This is a genomic window from Mesorhizobium sp. B2-3-11 (assembly GCF_006442215.1).
GTDB lineage: Bacteria > Pseudomonadota > Alphaproteobacteria > Rhizobiales > Rhizobiaceae > Mesorhizobium > Mesorhizobium salmacidum.
Genome location: NZ_VFVS01000001.1, coordinates 228917 through 247681, shown reverse-complemented (window position 1 = coordinate 247681; position 18765 = coordinate 228917). Strand labels below are relative to the sequence as shown.

Here is an 18765-nt window from a genome sequence, read left to right as displayed (position 1 = left end):
ACGGCCCTCAGGAAAGAGGTTTTCGTACATCTCGCGTCACGCAGCCTCCCCTGTCACCCAAGGGAGTGGCGGACGGCGCGAGGCCGCCCGCCGCTTGATACGCTTACTTCAGCTCGACCTTGGCGCCGGCTGCTTCCAGCTGGGCCTTGAACTTGTCGGCGTCGGCCTTGGAAACGGCTTCTTTGACCGGCTTCGGAGCCGCTTCGACCAGGTCCTTGGCTTCCTTGAGGCCAAGACCGGTGATGGCGCGGACTTCCTTGATGACGTTGATCTTCTGAGCGCCGGCGTCGGTGAGGACGACGTCGAATTCCGTCTTTTCCTCGACGGGAGCAGCAGCAGCGGCAGCACCGCCGGCAGCGGCAACCGCGACCGGAGCAGCAGCCGAAACGCCCCACTTTTCTTCCAGAAGCTTCGACAGCTCAGCCGCCTCGAGGACGGTCAGCTTCGAAAGGTCGTCTACGATCTTTGCGAGATCAGCCATTGTTGTATTCCTTCGTTAGGTTCGAACGTGTGTTTTTGATAGCGAGGAACGGCCTCATGCCGCCTCGTCCTTCCGGGCGTAAGCGCCGATGACGCGCGCGACCGAGGCCGCTGGCGCATTGACGATCTGGGCGATCCGGGTTGCCGGCGTGGCGATCATGCCAACCAGCCTGGCGCGCAGCTCATCGAGCGACGGAAGTGTGGCGAGTGCCTTCACACCGTCGGCGTTGAGCGAGGTGGTGCCCATTGCGCCGCCGAGGATGACGAGCTTGTCAGTCCCCTTGGCGAAATCGGACGCGACCTTCGGCGCCGCAATCGGATCCTCCGAATAGGCGATCAGCGTCTGTCCCTTGAACAGGTCGATGATCGATGCGGAGTCCGTGCCCTGAAGAGCGATTTTGGCGAGACGGTTCTTCGCGACTTTAACGGTGCCACCGGCGGCGCGCATTTTCGACCGAAGGTCGTTCATTTGCGCGACGGTGATACCGGCATAGTGGGCCACGACGACTGAACCTGCGCCCGAAAACGCATCATTCAGGCCCGTGACGAGTTCGCGTTTTTCCGCTCTGTCCACTGCCTATCTCCAGTTGACCCCAGTCCCGTTAATGGGAACATTCCCATTTTCGAGGACAGGCGTCGGGTTGCCTTTGCCGGCCGGGCCATCCAGTAACGGATCTCCCGAACGACGCTCGAGGATCCTGCCCCCTTTCGCCACATCGACGGCCAAGCCGGCGATGCGCAGACAAAAGGCAAACACGGTTCGAACCTTTCATTGGAGCTTGTTGCTCCGTTGTCCGGTTTTCACCCGTCTCATGCAGGCCCACATGAATTAAGGCCCTCCTCTTGAATCAAGGTTCGGGCCGCCCGCAATCTCGGACAGGATGTCCGGAAGCCTTCCGGCTTCCGGTACCGGGCCCAGGATTAATCCAAGGCCCGGAATTCAGTCACGGACCGGCCTTCGAGAGGCCGATCCAAATGGTCCAATCATGACGCGGCGAGCGTCGAGACGTCGAGCTTGAGGCCCGGGCCCATCGTCGAGGTGACAGACACCTTCTTGACGTAGTTGCCCTTGGCGCCGGTCGGCTTTGCCTTGGTCACCGCATCGGCGAAGGCACGGATGTTCTCTTCCAGCGCCTTGACGTCGAACGAGACCTTGCCGACGCCGGCATGAACGATGCCGGCCTTTTCGACGCGGAACTCGACAGCGCCGCCTTTCGATGCCTTGACGGCCGCGGCGACGTCGGTGGTGACGGTGCCGACCTTCGGGTTCGGCATCATGCCGCGCGGGCCGAGCACCTTACCGAGACGGCCGACGAGCGGCATCATGTCCGGCGTGGCAATGCAGCGATCGAAATCGATCGTGCCCTTCTGGACGATGTCGACCAGATCCTCGGCACCGACGATGTCGGCACCGGCGGCCTTGGCCTCTTCAGCCTTGTCGCCACGGGCGAACACGGCAACACGGACCGAGCGGCCGGTGCCGTTCGGCAGGTTGACCACGCCGCGGACCATCTGGTCCGCGTGACGCGGGTCGACGCCGAGGTTCATGGCGACTTCGACGGTCTCATCGAACTTGACCGAGGAGCGATCCTTGAGCAACTTCAACGCATCACCGAGCGCGTAAGCCTTGTTGGGATCGATGCCTTCACGGGTCTTCGATACACGCTTTGCAATCTTTGCCATGATCTTAGCCCACCACTTCCAGACCCATCGAGCGGGCCGAGCCCTCGACCATACGCATGGCCGCTTCGACGTCGTTCGCGTTCAGATCCTTCATCTTGGCGGTCGCAATTTCGCGAACCTTGTCGCGCGAAACGGTACCAGCCTTGACCTTGCCCGGCTCCTTCGAGCCCGACTTCAGGTTCGCGGCCTTCTTCAGGAAGTAGCTCACCGGCGGCGTCTTCATGACGAAAGTGAACGACTTGTCCTGGTAATAGGTGATGACGACCGGAACCGGCGATCCCTTTTCCATTTCCTGGGTCTGCGCGTTGAACGCTTTGCAGAACTCCATGATGTTGATGCCGCGCTGACCAAGCGCCGGGCCGATCGGGGGCGACGGCGTAGCCGATCCCGCGGAGACCTGGAGCTTGAGCTGGCCTGCAATTTTCTTAGCCATCTCTTTTCCTGCCTTTGTCTATGCCGGCCCCACGATCTGGGAAACACCGGCGGTTGCAGTCTGGTGGTGCGGTTCTTGCGGCCGGCTAAAGCCGCCTTCGCCTCCCACCGTTCTCAAGGCCGCGCGTTGCCGCACCGCCTCACCTGATCGCCAGACCGGCATCAGGGATTTCGGATCAGCCCTTTTCGACCTGCCCGAATTCCAGATCGACAGGCACGGCGCGCCCGAAGATCGAAACTTCCACCTTGAGCCGCGCCCGCTCCTCGTCCACTTCCTGGACGAAACCGTTGAACGACGCGAAGGGACCATCCGAAACGCGGATCGCCTCGCCGATCTCGAAGGTGACCGAGGGCTTCGGCCGCTCGACGCCTTCCTGCACCTGGTTCAGGATGCGCTGCGCTTCCGCCTCGGTGATCGGCACCGGCTTGGAGTCGCCGAGGAAACCGGTGACCTTCGGCGTGTTCTTGACCAGCGAGAACACGGCGTCGGTCAAATTAGCCTTCAAGAGCACGTAGCCCGGGAAGAACTTGCGCTCGGCGTCGACCTTACGGCCGCGACGAACCTCGACGACCTTCTCGGTCGGCACCACGATCTGCTCGATATCGGCGGACAGACCCTTCTGCTTGGCCTTGTTCTCGATGTCCTCGGCAACCTTCTTCTCGAAGTTCGAATAGGCGTGGACTATGTACCAGCGCGTAGCCATTTTTACGACTTCTCCTAATCGCCGGACTTAGCGTCCAATGCCCAGAATCTGCTCGACCGCGAGGCCCATGAGCTGATCGGCGGTGAAGAAGAAGATCATCGCGATCACAGCGAAGGCCAGGACCATGATCGTCGAGATCATCGTCTCGCGGCGCGACGGCCAAGTCACCTTGGCTGTCTCCGCGCGCACCTGCTGGAGAAAGACGAAAGGATTTGTGGTTTTCGAAGCCATATGCCGCCTGTCTTCAAGACCCGTTGGCCGGGTCCCCTGGATGATCCCGCTGGCCGGGACGTGCCGCCTGAGCCCAATCTCGCGCCGAATCAGCGCAATCATTTCGCCCATGCAAATCAGACGCGTAAAGCCGGCTTCCCAGCTTCACGCGTCGCGTGTCTGTTTCGTCTACATAAAACCGATTCTTGATCCACGCAAGTGGCAAGTGTCCGCTTTATGACCAAACGCCGCCTCGGAACCATCCAGTCGTTCCGTTCCGGCTATGGCACCTTTATGCCCCAATGAGCCTAATATGGCAAGCGGGTCACCGATTTTCAAAGGCCGCCTGCAAAATCGTTGTGATGCCATCTTGGAAAATGGCACGGGCAGCAGGGCTCGAACCTACGACCTGCGGTTTTGGAGACCGCCGCTCTACCAACTGAGCTATGCCCGTACACGTGCGCCTCGGCGCAGGCGCTTCCTAAAAGCTTCCGCACGCTCTGTAAAGAGCGGTTTGCAAGCAAACATGCCTTAACCCTGCGCCAGAAATCGGGATAGTCGGCAACTCAGCCAGAAACCGCCCCGCCTGCCCCCCGCGGCACAAGATGTTCGAAGCCCGTTCCATCCCACTCGCGCCGGCGCACGACCTTGGCATCTGCGGCACCGGTCATCCACCTCCCCGGCAACCGGTAGCTATTTTTCGTCCGGCACCCGGTACGGCCCGCCGGGCACGCCCCAGCCCCAGGCGGGCATCGGTTCGGTCTCGGGATCGCAGGTCTCGCCGAGATTGGAATTCATCTTGGCCAGCCGCGATCCCCATTCGATGTAGCCCATGAAGGCGGAACGGAATTCGGGATCGTCCGGCAAACCAACCTCATCCGCCGCGTCGGCGAGAAGATTGATCCAGCGGCGGCGCTGCTCCTCGGTCAAATGCTTGCCCAGATGATGCATGACCATTTCGCGATGGCCGCCAAAGTTTTGGCTGTAGGTTTTCGGTCCGCCGAAGACCTCGCCGATGAAGGCGGCGACATGGGCGGGGTGATCCGGCGACATATGTTTGAACACCGGGCCAACGACCGGGTCTTGTGCCACCTTGTCATAGAAGGTTTGCGTCAGCCGGTTCAGCGCCTCGGCGCCGCCGGCCCATTCGTAGAGTGTCGGAACGTCCTGGCTCATTCTTGATCCTTCGCCGGCCCCGCGGCCGCGACGATAGCGGAAATCGGATATGGCTCAACCTGCCTCGATGGGCAGTTTCGACGGCGCCGTGCTCTACAGCCTGGCAGGTGCGTCGGCCTGTGCATTGGCGGCTGGCAGGCCTCGGCAATTGTCGGGCTTGGCAACGGCCTTGCAAATCGTGGAGCCGGTCAACGCGTCGACCGATTGCGGTCCCGTTGTCAGTCCAACCCTGCGCATCATGTCTGCGTCAAGTTGCCCCTTGGCCGAGCGTCGCTCGACCGCGGCGAACAGAGCAGGACCGATCGCCATTTCGTCGAGATACGCCTTGACCACCAGCTTCTGTCCCATCGGATACAGGCTGAGCCGCGCCCGGGGACCGACAAGCCGTCTGGCGCCGCCGGCAAACACGAGCGCACAGGCAGAATCGCACTCCGCCCCCGCATCGATGCTCAATCCGGCATAGGCTCCTTCGGTGGCGAGGCAATTCCACACGCCGGGGTCGCAGTCGACGAAATCTGTCCGGGCAACGGCTATGTCGAGCTTTCTTTCATGGACAAGTCGTCCCATTGCGAGAGCGCTGGACAGGTCGCCTCCGCGTGAACTGATGACGATAGGCAGTCGCCGATTGCCAAGCGTGGCCAGCAACTGCCGCAGCTTCTGCGGCGTCTGGCCGGTGATCGCACCTTCCGCCGATATCCATTCCGGACAATCGGGGTTGCACAGCGGATTGCTGCCGCGAACCACGACAAAGCGCATGTCCCCGCCGGCCTTCGCGGCGTCCGGTTGAACCGGTACGGCAATCATGGGCTTGAGGGTGGCCGACGGCGTCGTCTTGTTTGCAGATCCAGCTATTTCCCGGCAGTTCGTGGCCGGCTGGCCAAGCCCGCAGAGGCTTGCCGTGGTCAACACATCCACTGCGTCCCGGCTGGTGACCAGCTTCATCGTCAACATGGCGTCGAGCGGAATCTGACGAATCTCGCTGGCCGGCGTAGCCTTCATGATTTCCAGCACGCCGTCGCCTATCCCCATTTCCCTCAGGTACGCCGAAAGCGTCTTCTCGACGGCCCTGCTCATCTCGTAGGTTTTGTAGCTGCCTGCGCTTTTACGGCTGACCACCTTGGTGCTGATGATCTTCTTCTTGCCGTTCACGATCCGGTACGTGGTCCGGTAGAGCAGTTTTTCCCGGTGATATATGGTGGTGATCTGGTGGACGCCGAGATAGCCGAAATCTCCGATCACGCGGCGGACACCGCCGGAAAACATCAGCGGACAGGCCGAATTGCACATGGCTCCGTCGTCATGGACTATCCCGAAATAGTCGGCGCTCTTGCCCTTGTTGCCCTTGTTGCTCTTGTAGTTCTCAATTTCCGGCTGACCACCGGAAAAAACCGTCACGCCGACGGCCACATCGAGCTTGTTCTTGCGGATCATCCGGCCAAGTGCCAGCGCCGCATCGACATTACCGCCAGGCGAATTGACGACCACCGGCAATTGCCTTCCCTTGAGCGCCTTGAGCGTGCGTTTGAGGAGCGCCGGCGTGCCCGCGGCGATGGTGCCGTCCGCCGATATCCACTCAGGACAGTTGGGTTCGCATCCCGGAGCGTTGCTGCGCACGACGACGAAGCGCATGGGCGGGATGTCGGGAGGCCCATCCTCCGCTCGCGCTGTCAGAACAGGCAGCAGCATAACGACGACGAGGCAAACCAGTGCCCACAACCGCCATGCCTTCCCATCAAAACAGCGCCTTGGAACCACTGTTGGCAAAGCTCCCTCAGTGCAACCTATACTAGTTGCAGCCATGGCGCTTGCAACAGGTTTGAACCGACCCTGGCAATACTTGCGCTGCCAAGCGCAAGTAAACGAAAAAGGGCGGCCCGAAGACCGCCCTTTCCTCGATCCGGCAGAGCCGGTCTCGATTATTCCTTGATGGTGACGACGATGCCGGCACCGACGGTGCGGCCGCCTTCACGGATGGCGAAGCGCAGCTTCTCTTCCATGGCGATCGGCACGATCAGCTCGACATCGACCGTGATGTTGTCGCCGGGCATCACCATCTCGGTGCCTTCCGGCAGCGATACGATGCCGGTCACATCGGTCGTGCGGAAGTAGAACTGCGGACGGTAGTTGGTGAAGAACGGCGTGTGACGGCCACCTTCGTCCTTGGTCAGGATGTAGGCTTCGGCCACGAACTTCTTGTGCGGCTTCACCGTGCCGGGCTTCGCCAGAACCTGGCCGCGCTCGACACCTTCACGGTCGACGCCGCGCAGCAGCGCGCCGATGTTGTCGCCGGCCTGGCCCTGATCGAGCAGCTTGCGGAACATTTCCACGCCCGTGCAGGTCGTCTTGGTCGTCGGACGGATGCCGATGATTTCCAGCTCCTCGCCGACCTTGACCACGCCGCGCTCGACGCGGCCGGTCACGACCGTGCCACGGCCCGAGATCGAGAACACGTCCTCGATCGGCATCAGGAACGGCTTGTCGAGCGGACGAACCGGCGTCGGGATGTAGGCGTCGACCTGAGCCATCAGCTCGCGGATCGCGTCCTCGCCGATCGTCTTGTTCGAATCCTCAAGCGCTGCCAGCGCCGAACCCTTGACGATCGGAATGTCGTCGCCGGGGAATTCGTTCTTCGACAAAAGTTCGCGAACCTCGAGCTCGACCAGTTCGAGCAGCTCGGCGTCGTCGACCTGGTCGACCTTGTTCAGGAACACCACGATCGACGGCACGCCGACCTGACGGGCAAGCAGGATGTGCTCGCGGGTCTGCGGCATCGGGCCGTCGGCGGCCGACACGACCAGGATCGCACCGTCCATCTGCGCGGCACCGGTGATCATGTTCTTCACATAGTCGGCGTGGCCGGGGCAGTCGACATGCGCGTAGTGGCGGTTGGCCGTCTCGTATTCGACGTGAGCCGTCGAGATCGTGATGCCGCGCGCCTTCTCTTCCGGCGCCGCGTCGATCTGGTCATAGCGCTTGTATTCGCCAAAATACTTGGTGATCGCAGCCGTCAGCGACGTCTTGCCATGGTCGACGTGACCAATCGTGCCGATGTTCACATGAGGCTTAGTGCGCTCGAATTTACCTTTTGCCATAGTCTCTTTCCTTGGACGGCCTGGACCTTCAGTTCAGTCGAATGCGGGGCGATTAGCGAGAAAGGCCAAAAAACACAAGCGTCTTTTGCCCGGACGCCATCTCACTCGGCCAGAACCCATGATCCGATTGCGGGGATTGGCGCTGATATAGGGTCCCGCCGTTGAAAAGGGAATGGGCGAAGGTCCGACGGAACAATCGGAGGATTCCGGGGCCTGCGTATCTGTCGCTGTCGGATCTGCCGGCGGCCCCATGGCCCATTGCGGCGGCGATCCGGGTCTGATTTCCTGCGCCGATGCATTTCATCCCGACTGCCATTCGCGGCCCGCTGTTCATGATCGTCTCGACCGGGTCATATCTGGTCAACGACACGATGATGAAGCTCGCCACTGCGGGCTTGCCGTCCTACGAAGTGCTCTTCCTGCGCGGTGCCGCGGCAACGCTGTGGGGCTTTCCGCTGCTGTTTGCGCTCGGCTACGGCAAGCAGATCCCCCTGATCTTCGACAAGCGGGTGCTGCGCAGGAACCTGCTCGAACTGGCGGCGATCCTCTGTTACGTCGTCGCGCTCGCCAACATGCAGATCGCCGATTCCACCGCGCTGGGGCAGATCACGCCGCTGCTGATGCTGGTCGGATCCTCGATCCTGTTTGGCGAGCGCATCGGCGGCCAGCGCATGGCGCTGATCGGGCTGGGCTTCATCGGCGCGCTGATGGTGGCGCAGCCGACCATGCAAGGCATTTCGGTCTACGCCTTGCTGGCGCTAGGCAACGCGACATTCGCCGCCGCCCGCGATCTGGCCGGCCGCAAGATCACCGCCGAAGTGCCAGGAATGATCGTGGCGATCTCGGCGGTCGTCGTGGTCCTGATCGGCGCCGGCGCCGCGCATCTGGTTTCCGAGCGCTGGGTAGCGCCGGAGGCGCACCACCTGCTGCTGATGGCGGGAGCCGGTTTCTTCCTGATCTTCGGCCACTTCTTCATCTTCATGGCCTATCGCGTCGGGCCGACCGGAGCGGTAGCGCCTTTCTACTACTGCTTCACGGTCTGGGCCGTCATTTCGGGCCTGCTGGTGTTCGGGCAATTCCCCAATGCACTGGCGGTCTGCGGCATCCTGCTGGTCGTCTGCAGTGGGTTGACCATCGTGTCGCTGGACCAGCGCAAGCGCCGGCTGGCCGTGGTCGCCTGATCGGCGGGGCGCACCGGCATTGTAGGTTCCAACACCGTGAGTGCAGGCAGCACCAACGGCGGATTATCGCAATTCAGGATTCGGCAGAGCTGGTAATCTGCCGACACGTCTAGATGGTGCGCTTGCCCGCGAACTGATGGTAGGCCCACAACACCACGACGGCACCCACGACCGCGACGATCAGGCTGTAGATGTTGAGGCCGGTGACGCCCGAAGCACCGAAGGCACTGAAGATCAGGCCCCCGACGATGGCACCGACAATGCCGAGCACGATATCCATGATCATGCCCTGACCGGTCTTGTTGACGATCTTGCTGCCGATGAAGCCGGCGATGACGCCGAGAATGATCCAGCTGATGATACCCATTTTTTCCTCTCCATTCCTCCGCCAACCGAACATTTTCATATGAATGTCAAAACCACAAGCCAGGTTGAAATTCCGCCCGATTGCGTCATTGTTGAAGATGGGCCGGGCTTGGCCAGATGGAGGATCCACTATGGGACTTTTTGACAACGCCGTTCCCGGCGGCAACATCACCAAACCGCTGATGATCGCGCTCGGTGCCCTGCTGGTCGGAAAGATGCTGAGCGGCAGAAGTGCCGAACAGCCGGAGCAGCCCCAAGCTCCCGCGCCGGCCGATCCCACACCCGTCGGAACCGCGTCCGGTGACGGCGGCCTGCTCGGCGGACTGGGCGGCCTGCTCGACAAGCTCAAGAACGCCGGCCATGGCAATGTCGCCGACTCCTGGGTCGGCACAGGGCAGAACCAGTCGATCAACGCCAACGAGCTGGGCAACGCGATCGGACCGCAGGTCATTCGCGAGATCGCCCAACGGACAGGGCTCGACGAGCAGGAACTGCTCAAGCAACTATCCGCGGCCCTGCCCGGCATCGTCGACAAGCTGACGCCGAACGGCCAGATGCCGCAACAGCACCAGGTCGCGTCAGCGTTCAACAGCTAGCGCGGCGCACACCGATGCCTGAAGCGCTGCGCGCTTGCCGCGCAGTGTTTCGGCTTGCCGACGGTGTCGCTGGAAACCTGGAGCGGGTAGCGGGAATCGAACCCGCACCAAGAGCTTGGAAGGCTCATGTGATACCATTTCACCATACCCGCGCACGCATGCCCTAGCTATTCGACAAGGTTCCGAAGGTCAAGGAGCCTCTCGCGACCCCGCCGAAATTGCAGGCCAGGCTCGACCTCATTGTCCGATCAACATCTCATGCAAAAGCATGGGAAGCAGAGCCCGAAGGTTGAAAAGTAAGCTAGGTTCAAGGCGGAGGAACGAGAATGGACACCCATCTCTGGTTTGCCTTTGTCGGTACCGTGATCCTGTTGCAGATGCCACCTGGCCCCGACAGCATGCTTGTGATGGCCCGTGGCATCGGGCAAGGGCGTGGCACGGCGCTGTTTACGGTCGTGGGAATGACATTGGGCGCCGGGTTGGTGCAATTGCCTCTAATCGCCCTGGGTGTCTCCTCGCTGTTGCGTGCATCACCACTGGCATTCGATGCGCTCCGCTGGGCCGGAGCAGCCTATCTGGTCTGGCTGGGCATACGTTTACTGTCCGGGACGAAGGAGGACCTGGAGGTCGATCAGATCAGGCGCGTGGGGCCGCTCGCCGCGATGCGCGAAGGCATGATCGCCAATCTCATAAATCCCTGGCCCATGACCTTCATGATCGCCTTTCTGCCTCAGTTCGTCGATCCGACCCGCGGCTCGGTCTGGCTGCAGATGCTGTTGCTTGGCGCGACCCAGAAACTGACCGGCGTGCTGGTTCTGGGAACCTATGCAGTCGCATCCGGCACACTGGGTGAATGGATCATGCGGCGGCCGGGCATCAGGCTTTGGCAGCAACGGATAGCTGGCTGCTGCATCGTCGGTCTTGGCGTCCGGATGGCCGTCGGAGGCGGTAAATAGCACGGACCTTTCAAGAGAGAACAGGATCCGATCCGACATCGGTCTCGAGGCTGCGGCCACGGAACACCAAATGCCAGACATCCACGTTCAGCTGGTCAGGGGGAATGAGCGCGCCAAGGCGGAGGCGGGCGCCGCCCTCTATCGCTACAATGTGGCCAAAACCGGCGTTGACGACCGCGTGCCGATCGGCGCCGTATTGCGCGACACCTCGGGAAACATCCTTGGCGGCCTGTGGGGCAGGACCGAACTCGGCTTGCTATTCCTCGACATGTTCTTCGTGCCTGAAAGCATTCGGGGCAGATCACATGGCAGCCGCCTGCTCTCTGCCGTGGAAGCGGAAGCGAGGAAGCGCGGTTGCCAACGTGCGGTGGTCGAGACCAGCAGCTTCCAGGCGCCCGGCTTCTATGTCCGCCACGGCTACGAGGAATTTGGCAGGGTTGAGTTCGGCCCTCAGGGCACTGCCCGCATCTTCCTGCGCAAAACCCTCTGATGCTGGCGCAAGAGGCCGCGATACCCCTGATCGGCAGGCATGGTCGCGCGACGAGGGTTGCTCTTGAAAAGCCGCAGGATCTTTGCGCCTACGCGTCAGTCACCCCCTGTCGCGACCTGTGATCGTCAGCTTATCAAATCGTCTATCCTGATCGGCAAGTCTCGAATGCGCTTGCCCGTGGCATGGTACACGGCGCTCGCCACGGCCGCCGCGGTCCCGACATTGCCGAGCTCCCCCAAGCCTTTGACGCCGGCCGGATTGACGTCCAGGTCGACCTCGGGAACGAGGATGACGTCGACCTGTTTGATGTCGGCGTTGACCGGCACCAGATAGTCCTGCAAATCACGATTGACGTAACGGGCGTTGCGCCGGTCGATTTCCGTCGCCTCGTGAAGGGCTTGGCCGATACCCCAGATCATGCCGCCCATCAGTTGGCTGCGCGCGGTGCGCGTGTTCATGATGCGTCCCGCCGCAAAGGCACCGACCACGCGCGGCACCCGGATTTCTCGTGTGTAGCTGTTGACGCGCACTTCGACGAATTCAGCGCCAAAGGCATATTTCACGGAGTCCTTGTCCTGATCGCCGCCGTGGAACTCCGCTTGCCCGGCATAGAGCTTCTTCAGTGCTTCCGGGGTCGAACCCTTTGGCGCAAACTCGGCGTATTCCTCTATCGCGCCGATCTGCATCGCCTTGAAGACATCCGACAGCTTGGCGGATTTGCCGCCGCTTGCCACGATCTTCTCCTGCTCCATCTCCAGCTTGGCATTGCCGGAACCGGCCAGCGGCCCGTCTCCAGCGACGGCTGCCGCGAAAAGTTTGGCACGCACCGCGTCACAGGCCTTCAGAACCGCCGAGCAGACGCTCGCTGTCGAAATCGAGCCGCCCGAGACCGGCGCCGGCGGCAGGGCGCTGTCGCCCATCTCGACGCTGATCTTGTCCATCCCTATCCCCAGACGTTCGGCGGCCATCTGCCCGGCGATGGTGCGCACACCAGTGCCGATCTCATGCGAGCCGCACTGAACGCGAACTTGTCCATCGGCGGTCAGGCGAACACGGGCCGCGCATGGCGCGCTTGCCGTGGGATAGATTGCGGTCGCGCACCCCATGCCGACCAGCCAGTCGCCCTCCCGCATCGATCCGACCGCCGCATTACGCTTCGACCAGCCGAAGGCCTCCGCAGCCTGGTCGTAGCATTTGACCAGCGACCGGCTGGAGAATGGCTTGCCGCCGATAGGCTCTCTTTCAGGCTCGTTGATGCGCCGAAACTCGACGGGATCCATGCCGAGCGCCACAGCCATTTCGTCCATGGCGTTCTCAAGCGCGTAGACGTAGGGCGTCTCCGGCGGTGAGCGCATGTAGCCCGGTGTGTTGCGGTCGGCATGGACGACCGAAACATGGGTGAGCACCGAACCGTAATTGTACATGCGGCCGGTGGCGGACGTGCCGCCGACGACATAAGGGTCAGGGCGTGACGTCACCTCCCAGCCCTCATGTCCGAACGCCGTGATGCGGCCGTCCTTGCTGGCGCCTATGCGAATTCGATGCCTGGTCTCGGCGCGATAGGTCTGGGTGTTGAACGCCTGCATGCGGCTGACGACGCAGCGTACCGGCCGCCCAACACGACGCGCGGCAACCGCGACAATTGCCGTGCGAGCCGTCATCGGTCCCTTGGAACCAAAGGCGCCCCCGACATAAGGGCTGACAATCCGCACATTGGCAGGGTCGACCTTCAACTGCCGGGCAAGTTCGATTTTCCAGCCGGTGACATTCTGGCTTGGCTCATGGACGGTGAGTTTATCGCCTTGCCACATCGCCGTGGTCGAGAACAGTTCGATCGGATTGTGATGCTGGGTCGGCGTGGAGTATTTTTGGTCGATCTTGACGGCAGCGGATGCATAGGCAGCGTCGAAGTCGCCTGCTTTGACATCCTCCTGCAACATCGGGCTTTTGCCGGCCGCCGGTTCCACTTTCACGCCTTTGGAATCGAAGCTGGCGCTGGGCGGTTCGTCTTCGTAGTCGGCGCGGATCAACATCGACGCTTCCTCCGCCGCCTCGAATGTCTCGGCAACGACCAGAGCGATGATCTGGCCGTCGTGGAAAATCGTCTTGTCATGCAGGGGTGCGATAGAGCTCGCACCGGTGTTGCCAAATTTCGGAGTGTCCGTCTCATCCATGTCGCCATAGGTGATGATGTCCAGCACTCCGGGCACGGCCCTGGCGTCATCGGTATGGAGTTTGGAAACCTTGCCCCGAGCGATGCTGCTGGTGGCAAGAGCGCCATAAGCGACATTGGCCGTGGCGATGTCGGCCGGATAGCTGGCTTGTCCGGTAACCTTCAGCCTGCCGTCGATGCGGACAACCGGTTGGCCTTGGTTTTCTTTTGGAACTGGCGCGGCTTGATTCATGGCTCAGACCTTCATGTCACGGGTTTCGAGCAGCGCTCGCACCAGCGTGCGCTTTCCCAGCGGTATCTTGAATGCGTTGTGTTCTCGTGGCCTAGCATCGGCGAATGCGGCTTCGGCCGCAGCTGCCGCGGTCTTGTCGTCAAGGGCATTGCCGCGCAGCGTATCCTCCGCCGCCCTCGCGCGCCACGGCACCGTCGCGACGCCGCCGAGCGCGATGCGCGCTTGCCCGACCGTGTTTCCATCCATCTCCAGCGCAACCGCCGCCGAAGCCAGCGCGAATGCATAGGATTCGCGGTCGCGTATCTTCAGGTAGCGCGAGCGACGGCTCCATGCGCCAAGCGGAACATCGATGGCGACGATGACTTCATCGGCGGCCAGATCCGTCTCGATGTTGGGCGTGTCACCGGGAAGCCGATGCAGCTCGGCGATCGGGATCTTGCGCTGGCCACGCCGCCCTTCCACTTCAACGACCGCGTCGAGCGCAATCAGCGCCTGCGCGAAATCACCGTGATAGGTAGCGATGCAGGCATCGCTGACGCCGAGCACGGCATGTTGGCGGTTTACCCCTTCCATCGCCGCACAGCCGGAGCCGGGCTCCCGCTTGTTGCACGGCCAGGAGGTTTCGCGAAAATACTCGCACCGCGTTCGCTGCAGGATATTGCCGGCTAGGCTGGCCATATTGCGAAGCTGGCCGCTGGCGGCGAATTTCAGACTGTCGGCAAGAAGCGGGCAGCGGCGCCTGACTTCATTGTTATCGGCTGCCTCACCCATGCGAACCAGCGCACCGAAACGGATGGTGTCGTCGTCGGTTTTGATCTGACGCAAAGCAGGCTCGGCAAGCTCGTTAAGGTCGAGCAACCGCTCCGGCTGCGCGACACCCAGCTTCATGTAGTCAGCCAGATTGGTGCCGCCGGCGATGAACTGGGTGTTGGCCTGTGTTGGCGCAACATGCCTGGCCTCAAGATGAGACGCCATGGCGATCGCCGCCGAGACGCTCGTTGGTCTTTCATAGAGGAAGGGACGCATCTAGGCTCTCCTGATCTCGTCGCGTGCCTGGATGATCGCCGCAACGATGTTCGGATAGGCCGCGCACCGGCACAGATTGCCGCTCATATATTCGCGGATGTCATCCTCCGAACCGGCATGGCCTTCATCGATGCAACCGATGGCGGACATGATCTGGCCCGGCGTGCAGTAGCCACATTGAAAGGCGTCATGATCGACGAACGCCTGCTGTACCGGGTGCAGTTCGCCGTCGGCCGAAGTCAGGCCTTCGACAGTCGTGACCTCGCGTCCTTGGTTCATGACGGCGAAGCTCAGGCAGGATAGCACCCGCTTCCCATCGACAAGAACGGTGCAGGCGCCGCACTGGCCGTGGTCGCAACCCTTCTTGGTACCAGTCAGACCAACATGATCACGCAGGGCGTCAAGCAGGCTCGTTCGATTGTCGAGTGCTAGGGTGTAGGCCTGCTTGTTGATCCGAAGCGAGATCGTCGACAGGTCGCGCGGTTCGACCGCTCTGGCGGGCGATGGCTCGGCGGCTCTTGTCGAGGTGACCATGAGAGGCACTGCGGCTGCCGCCGTAACAGAACCCGTCATGAAGGTGCGTCTGCTCAGGCCGCTGGGATTTGTGGAATTGGACATGGCTGGCTTTCCGGCTGGCTGGAGTCTCAAGCGGACCAAACTGCTCGTGGGAGGCAAAGTTCCCTCCTCACACCGCTGTGATCGTTTCTTTTGCAGGACGGCCGTGCGGAACTTAAGCCGCAAGGCCGTGGTTGTCCTCGACAGGTTTCCAGGAAGGAGGCGATCATGAGCAATGATCCGAGCGATCGGCGCAGCGATCGAAATGGTGACGAAGGCCCTGTCTTTTCGGCTGAACAGGCGCGGCAAGGTGAGATCATCCTGCGCACCCGCACACGCCGGATCATCTTCATCGCAGGACTGGTCGGCATCGTGATCCTCATCGCGGTGATCAGATTTGCCGTCCGTTGAGTGGCTTTGGAGCTGATCCCCGACCAATGCCGCCCAGCCTGTTCGTCAGGAACTTTTGTGAAGAGCTGTCGTTTAGTCGGTCGTTAAAGCGGTTGGCGCCATCCTTGAAAGTTCTCCCCGTGGACGCAAAAACCGAGACTGAAGAACCAGACAGAATCAGGAATGCGCGCGGCGCTTCGAGCAAGGCCGGACCGGATGCGTCGCTAAAACGCATGGGCGATGTGGCGCAGCCTAACGCTCCGGAGCGCGAAACGCGGGACAAGGAGGCGGATGAACAAAAGCCCAGCCTCCTAGCTTTCCCCCGGCAGCATCCTTACGCGTCCATTGCAATCCTGATCGTGCTGCTGCTGGCCGCGGTGGGGCTGGTCATATGGTGGCTGAATGCCCGCCAGTATGAATCGACCGACGACGCTTTTATCGACGCCCGCACGATAACGGTCAGCGCCGAGATATCAGGACGGATCACTGACCTTGCGGTGACCGACAACCAGCCGGTCAAGGCGGGTGACGTCCTGTTGCGCATCGATGACAGCGACTATCGGGCCAGCCTCAAGCAGGCCGATGCCGGGGTAGCCTCGGCGCAGGCCGACATTGTCGACGTAGGGGCTCAGATCGCAGCTCAGAACGCAAAGATCGATGAAGCGCAGAAGCAGGTGGCGCAAGCGCAGGCCGCCCTCGATTTTGCCAAAGCCGAGGACCAGCGGAACCGTGAACTTCTTGCCAAGGGCACGGCCACCCAGCAGCAGGCGGAGCAGGCCGCTTCCACGCTGCGCCAGGATCAGGCTGCTCTCGACAGCGCCCAAGCCAATGTGGCTGCGGCCAAGAGCCAGATCGCTGTTTTGCAGGCGCAGGCCAAGAGCGCCGAAGCCAAGCTCGATCAGGCCAGGGCCAGCCAGAACCAGGCGAGTACGATGCTGTCCCGCACAACCATCACCGCACCGGTCGCCGGGCGGGCAACCAGCATTTCGGTCGCCAACGGCACCTATGCCCAGCCAGGCCAGGTTCTGATGATGTTTGTTCCCGACGAAGTCTGGGTGAAGGCCAACTTCAAGGAGACACAGCTCGATCTGATGCGGCCGGGACAGCCGGTCGACATCGACATCGACGCCTATCCGGAAAGATCTTTTCATGGCCGCGTCGACAGCATCCAGGCGGGTAGTGGCACCGCCTTCAGCCTGCTGCCAGCCGAAAACGCCACCGGCAACTTCGTCAAGGTGGTGCAACGCGTGCCGGTGAAGATCGTCTTCGACAAAGCGCCCGGCGTGCTGCTGGGGCCGGGCCTGTCGGTGGTGCCGACGGTCAAGGTGCGATGACTGGCGAAATCTCCGGCGACCAAAGCGAAAGCCGGTCCGCCGCCGGCGGGCGCAACCCGTGGCTGATCGCCATCGTCGTCTCCATCGCCACCTTCATGCTGGTGCTGGATACCTCGATCGCCAATGTGGCCCTGCGCAATATCGCCGGCAGCCTGGCTGCCGGGATGGACGAGAGCACCTGGGTGATCACTACCTATCTGGTCGCGAATTCCGTAATCATCCCGGTCAGCGGCTGGTTGGCCAGCGTGATCGGGCGGAAGCGCTACTACATGCTTTGCGTGGCAACGTTTACCATCGCATCGCTGTTGTGCGGCCTCGCGCCCAATCTGGAAATGCTTATTTTCTTCAGGATCCTGCAGGGTCTCGGCGGCGGCGGCATGGCGCCGAGCGAACAGTCCATCCTTGCCGATACCTTTCCGCCCGAGAAGCGTTCCCAGGCTTTTGCCCTTTATGGCGTCGCCGTCATTGTCGCACCGACAGTCGGGCCGACCCTCGGCGGCTGGCTGACCGACCATTTCTCCTGGCACTGGATATTCTTCATCAACGTGCCGTTCGGCATCGTGTCGCTTGCCTTGGTGCAGTGGCTGCTTGTCGAGCCGGACGTGATCGAGCGCGAACGTCAGGAGCGGCTGAAGGGCGGCCTCAGAATAGATTGGGTCGGGTTCATCCTGGTCGCCACCGCTCTTGGCTGCCTGGAAATCTTCCTCGATGAGGGTCAGCGCAACGACTGGTTCGCATCGGGTTTCATCACGACTTTTGCCGTGATTTCGGCGATCTCGTTCCTGCTGCTCATCCCATGGGAGTTTAGTCACCGCGATCCGATCGTCGATATACGCCTGCTCTTCAGCCGCCAGTTCGGTACGTCGTTCCTGGTAATGATGGCGGTCGGCGCCGTGTTGTTCAGCACCACGCAGCTGATGCCGCAGCTGCAACAGACCGCCTTCGACTATACGGCCACCCTGTCGGGCCTTTCCATGATGCCCGGCGGCATCGCCATGCTGATCCTGATGCCGATTTCCGGATTTGCCGCCGGATTGGTGCAGCCCAAATATCTGATTGTGATGGGCATGTCCGTTGTCGTGGTCGCCTTGTGGCACATGACGTCGCTCACCCCCGATGCCAGCTTCCGCTTCTTTGCCTTCGCGCGCATCTTCCTGATGATCGGCCTGCCGTTCCTGTTCATTCCCATTTCGACAGCGGCCTATGTCGGCCTCGCTCCGCAGAAGACCAACCAGGCGTCGGCGCTGATCAACGTCGCCCGCAACATCGGCGGGAGCATCGGCGTGTCATTGTCGAACACCGTGATCGCGCAAAACGCGCAGCTGCATCAATCGAACCTTGTCAGCCATACCGCGCAATCGTCGTCCGCCTATCAGCAGTTGCTGCGTCAGGTGACGGATCACTTTGTCGCCCAGGGCTCGAACATGCTTGAGGCCAAGCAGCAAGCCGTCGGCTGGCTCGGGCAGTTGATCGCGCGCCAGGCCTCGCTGCTCGCCTATATCGACGTTTTTCGCTACTGCGCCATCGCGACGGCACTGTTTGTTCCCCTCGCCTTGCTGCTGCGGTCTCCAAAACCCGACAAGCGCCAGCCGAAATAACCGCGCCCCGCCGATCTCTTCCAGAACTTCTGCCGCCTGCGTTTTCCCGGCACTTATTGCAAGTCGCCGGCATTGAATGTGGCGAATGACC

General features: G+C 61.8%; 20 protein-coding genes and 2 tRNA genes. 7 read left to right on the top strand and 15 right to left on the bottom strand.

The window, feature by feature from the left end; all coding sequences use genetic code 11:
- Nucleotides 1-103 precede the first annotated feature (103 nt).
- The 10 genes from rplL to tuf all read right to left on the bottom strand — a co-directional run bounded on the left by rplL (nucleotide 104) and on the right by tuf (nucleotide 7777).
- Entirely contained in the window at nucleotides 104-481 is a 378-nt protein-coding gene (gene rplL, locus FJ960_RS01260; RefSeq protein ID WP_027146630.1) for a 50S ribosomal protein L7/L12, read from the bottom strand.
- 54 nt (nucleotides 482-535) lie between these two features.
- Nucleotides 536-1054: a 50S ribosomal protein L10 gene (gene rplJ, locus FJ960_RS01255; protein WP_140711503.1), complete on the bottom strand. Its 519-nt coding sequence runs from the start codon at nucleotides 1052-1054 to the stop codon at nucleotides 536-538.
- 410 nt (nucleotides 1055-1464) lie between these two features.
- Nucleotides 1465-2163 carry a 50S ribosomal protein L1 gene (gene rplA, locus FJ960_RS01250; protein WP_027146632.1) on the bottom strand — a complete coding sequence of 233 codons (699 nt, stop codon included), beginning with the start codon at nucleotides 2161-2163 and terminating at the stop codon, nucleotides 1465-1467.
- Between the two features lie 4 nt (nucleotides 2164-2167).
- Complete coding sequence (gene rplK / locus FJ960_RS01245; RefSeq protein ID WP_010909262.1) at nucleotides 2168-2596, bottom strand: 50S ribosomal protein L11; 429 nt, start codon at nucleotides 2594-2596, stop codon at nucleotides 2168-2170.
- A 175-nt stretch (nucleotides 2597-2771) separates the two neighbouring features.
- A complete protein-coding gene (gene nusG / locus FJ960_RS01240; RefSeq protein WP_015317996.1) occupies nucleotides 2772-3299 on the bottom strand; it encodes a transcription termination/antitermination protein NusG in 528 nt (175 codons plus the stop codon).
- A gap of 27 nt (nucleotides 3300-3326) precedes the next feature.
- Nucleotides 3327-3530: a preprotein translocase subunit SecE gene (secE, locus tag FJ960_RS01235; RefSeq protein ID WP_027146633.1), complete on the bottom strand. Its 204-nt coding sequence runs from the start codon at nucleotides 3528-3530 to the stop codon at nucleotides 3327-3329.
- Between the two features lie 357 nt (nucleotides 3531-3887).
- A tRNA-Trp gene (locus FJ960_RS01230) sits at nucleotides 3888-3963 on the bottom strand.
- A gap of 239 nt (nucleotides 3964-4202) precedes the next feature.
- Nucleotides 4203-4685, bottom strand: coding sequence for a group II truncated hemoglobin (locus FJ960_RS01225; protein ID WP_140711502.1), 483 nt, complete (start codon nucleotides 4683-4685; stop codon nucleotides 4203-4205).
- 93 nt (nucleotides 4686-4778) lie between these two features.
- Complete coding sequence (locus FJ960_RS01220; RefSeq protein WP_140711501.1) at nucleotides 4779-6440, bottom strand: hypothetical protein; 1662 nt, start codon at nucleotides 6438-6440, stop codon at nucleotides 4779-4781.
- A gap of 161 nt (nucleotides 6441-6601) precedes the next feature.
- Nucleotides 6602-7777, bottom strand: a complete 1176-nt coding sequence (tuf, locus tag FJ960_RS01215) for an elongation factor Tu (RefSeq protein WP_013895701.1) — start codon at nucleotides 7775-7777, stop codon at nucleotides 6602-6604.
- Nucleotides 7778-8070: 293 nt separating this feature from the next.
- On the opposite strand from tuf, the gene FJ960_RS01210 reads away from it, so the two are divergent.
- A complete protein-coding gene (locus tag FJ960_RS01210; protein WP_140508871.1) occupies nucleotides 8071-8958 on the top strand; it encodes a DMT family transporter in 888 nt (295 codons plus the stop codon).
- A 109-nt stretch (nucleotides 8959-9067) separates the two neighbouring features.
- Here the strand turns inward: FJ960_RS01210 and FJ960_RS01205 are convergent, their stop codons facing one another.
- Complete coding sequence (locus tag FJ960_RS01205) at nucleotides 9068-9325, bottom strand: GlsB/YeaQ/YmgE family stress response membrane protein (RefSeq protein ID WP_015318000.1); 258 nt, start codon at nucleotides 9323-9325, stop codon at nucleotides 9068-9070.
- A 130-nt stretch (nucleotides 9326-9455) separates the two neighbouring features.
- Here FJ960_RS01205 and FJ960_RS01200 point away from each other — a divergent pair, with 130 nt between their 5' ends.
- The gene (locus FJ960_RS01200) at nucleotides 9456-9920 is read left to right on the top strand and encodes a YidB family protein (protein WP_027146890.1); all 465 of its coding nucleotides are present in this window, start codon (nucleotides 9456-9458) and stop codon (nucleotides 9918-9920) included.
- 78 nt (nucleotides 9921-9998) lie between these two features.
- Here the strand turns inward: FJ960_RS01200 and FJ960_RS01195 are convergent.
- A tRNA-Gly gene (locus FJ960_RS01195) sits at nucleotides 9999-10072 on the bottom strand.
- Between the two features lie 174 nt (nucleotides 10073-10246).
- Here FJ960_RS01195 and FJ960_RS01190 point away from each other — a divergent pair.
- Nucleotides 10247-10876: a LysE family translocator gene (locus FJ960_RS01190; protein WP_140508867.1), complete on the top strand. Its 630-nt coding sequence runs from the start codon at nucleotides 10247-10249 to the stop codon at nucleotides 10874-10876.
- Between the two features lie 70 nt (nucleotides 10877-10946).
- Nucleotides 10947-11366 carry a GNAT family N-acetyltransferase gene (locus FJ960_RS01185; protein ID WP_140711500.1) on the top strand — a complete coding sequence of 140 codons (420 nt, stop codon included), beginning with the start codon at nucleotides 10947-10949 and terminating at the stop codon, nucleotides 11364-11366.
- 125 nt (nucleotides 11367-11491) lie between these two features.
- Here FJ960_RS01185 and FJ960_RS01180 read toward each other — a convergent pair whose 3' ends face one another.
- Genes FJ960_RS01180 through FJ960_RS01170 form a run of 3 tightly spaced genes read right to left on the bottom strand, consistent with a single transcriptional unit; the run spans nucleotide 11492 to nucleotide 15415 of the window.
- Complete coding sequence (locus FJ960_RS01180) at nucleotides 11492-13771, bottom strand: xanthine dehydrogenase family protein molybdopterin-binding subunit (RefSeq protein ID WP_140711499.1); 2280 nt, start codon at nucleotides 13769-13771, stop codon at nucleotides 11492-11494.
- Between the two features lie 3 nt (nucleotides 13772-13774).
- Nucleotides 13775-14797 carry a xanthine dehydrogenase family protein subunit M gene (locus FJ960_RS01175; RefSeq protein WP_140711498.1) on the bottom strand — a complete coding sequence of 341 codons (1023 nt, stop codon included), beginning with the start codon at nucleotides 14795-14797 and terminating at the stop codon, nucleotides 13775-13777.
- Complete coding sequence (locus FJ960_RS01170) at nucleotides 14798-15415, bottom strand: (2Fe-2S)-binding protein (protein ID WP_140508859.1); 618 nt, start codon at nucleotides 15413-15415, stop codon at nucleotides 14798-14800.
- 165 nt (nucleotides 15416-15580) lie between these two features.
- On the opposite strand from FJ960_RS01170, the gene FJ960_RS01165 reads away from it, so the two are divergent.
- From FJ960_RS01165 to FJ960_RS01155, 3 genes are read left to right on the top strand one after another with little or no spacing between them, the layout of a single operon-like run.
- Nucleotides 15581-15763, top strand: coding sequence for a hypothetical protein (locus tag FJ960_RS01165; protein ID WP_140711497.1), 183 nt, complete (start codon nucleotides 15581-15583; stop codon nucleotides 15761-15763).
- A gap of 26 nt (nucleotides 15764-15789) precedes the next feature.
- A complete protein-coding gene (locus tag FJ960_RS01160) occupies nucleotides 15790-17076 on the top strand; it encodes an HlyD family secretion protein (RefSeq protein ID WP_140711496.1) in 1287 nt (428 codons plus the stop codon).
- Nucleotides 17073-18674 carry a DHA2 family efflux MFS transporter permease subunit gene (locus FJ960_RS01155; protein WP_181174124.1) on the top strand — a complete coding sequence of 534 codons (1602 nt, stop codon included), beginning with the start codon at nucleotides 17073-17075 and terminating at the stop codon, nucleotides 18672-18674. The genes FJ960_RS01160 and FJ960_RS01155 overlap by 4 nt, the downstream gene beginning before the upstream one ends.
- Nucleotides 18675-18765 lie beyond the last annotated feature (91 nt).

Coding starts and splice junctions, on each gene's coding strand:
- rplL (WP_027146630.1), bottom strand. CDS start 481: ATGGCTGATCTCGCAAAGATCGTAGACGACCTTTCGAAGCTGACCGTC.
- rplA (WP_027146632.1), bottom strand. CDS start 2,163: ATGGCAAAGATTGCAAAGCGTGTATCGAAGACCCGTGAAGGCATCGAT.
- rplK (WP_010909262.1), bottom strand. CDS start 2,596: ATGGCTAAGAAAATTGCAGGCCAGCTCAAGCTCCAGGTCTCCGCGGGA.
- nusG (WP_015317996.1), bottom strand. CDS start 3,299: ATGGCTACGCGCTGGTACATAGTCCACGCCTATTCGAACTTCGAGAAG.
- secE (WP_027146633.1), bottom strand. CDS start 3,530: ATGGCTTCGAAAACCACAAATCCTTTCGTCTTTCTCCAGCAGGTGCGC.
- FJ960_RS01225 (WP_140711502.1), bottom strand. CDS start 4,685: ATGAGCCAGGACGTTCCGACACTCTACGAATGGGCCGGCGGCGCCGAG.
- tuf (WP_013895701.1), bottom strand. CDS start 7,777: ATGGCAAAAGGTAAATTCGAGCGCACTAAGCCTCATGTGAACATCGGC.
- FJ960_RS01210 (WP_140508871.1), top strand. CDS start 8,071: ATGCATTTCATCCCGACTGCCATTCGCGGCCCGCTGTTCATGATCGTC.
- FJ960_RS01205 (WP_015318000.1), bottom strand. CDS start 9,325: ATGGGTATCATCAGCTGGATCATTCTCGGCGTCATCGCCGGCTTCATC.
- FJ960_RS01200 (WP_027146890.1), top strand. CDS start 9,456: ATGGGACTTTTTGACAACGCCGTTCCCGGCGGCAACATCACCAAACCG.
- FJ960_RS01190 (WP_140508867.1), top strand. CDS start 10,247: ATGGACACCCATCTCTGGTTTGCCTTTGTCGGTACCGTGATCCTGTTG.
- FJ960_RS01185 (WP_140711500.1), top strand. CDS start 10,947: ATGCCAGACATCCACGTTCAGCTGGTCAGGGGGAATGAGCGCGCCAAG.
- FJ960_RS01180 (WP_140711499.1), bottom strand. CDS start 13,771: ATGAATCAAGCCGCGCCAGTTCCAAAAGAAAACCAAGGCCAACCGGTT.
- FJ960_RS01175 (WP_140711498.1), bottom strand. CDS start 14,797: ATGCGTCCCTTCCTCTATGAAAGACCAACGAGCGTCTCGGCGGCGATC.
- FJ960_RS01170 (WP_140508859.1), bottom strand. CDS start 15,415: ATGTCCAATTCCACAAATCCCAGCGGCCTGAGCAGACGCACCTTCATG.
- FJ960_RS01165 (WP_140711497.1), top strand. CDS start 15,581: ATGAGCAATGATCCGAGCGATCGGCGCAGCGATCGAAATGGTGACGAA.
- FJ960_RS01160 (WP_140711496.1), top strand. CDS start 15,790: ATGCCGCCCAGCCTGTTCGTCAGGAACTTTTGTGAAGAGCTGTCGTTT.
- FJ960_RS01155 (WP_181174124.1), top strand. CDS start 17,073: ATGACTGGCGAAATCTCCGGCGACCAAAGCGAAAGCCGGTCCGCCGCC.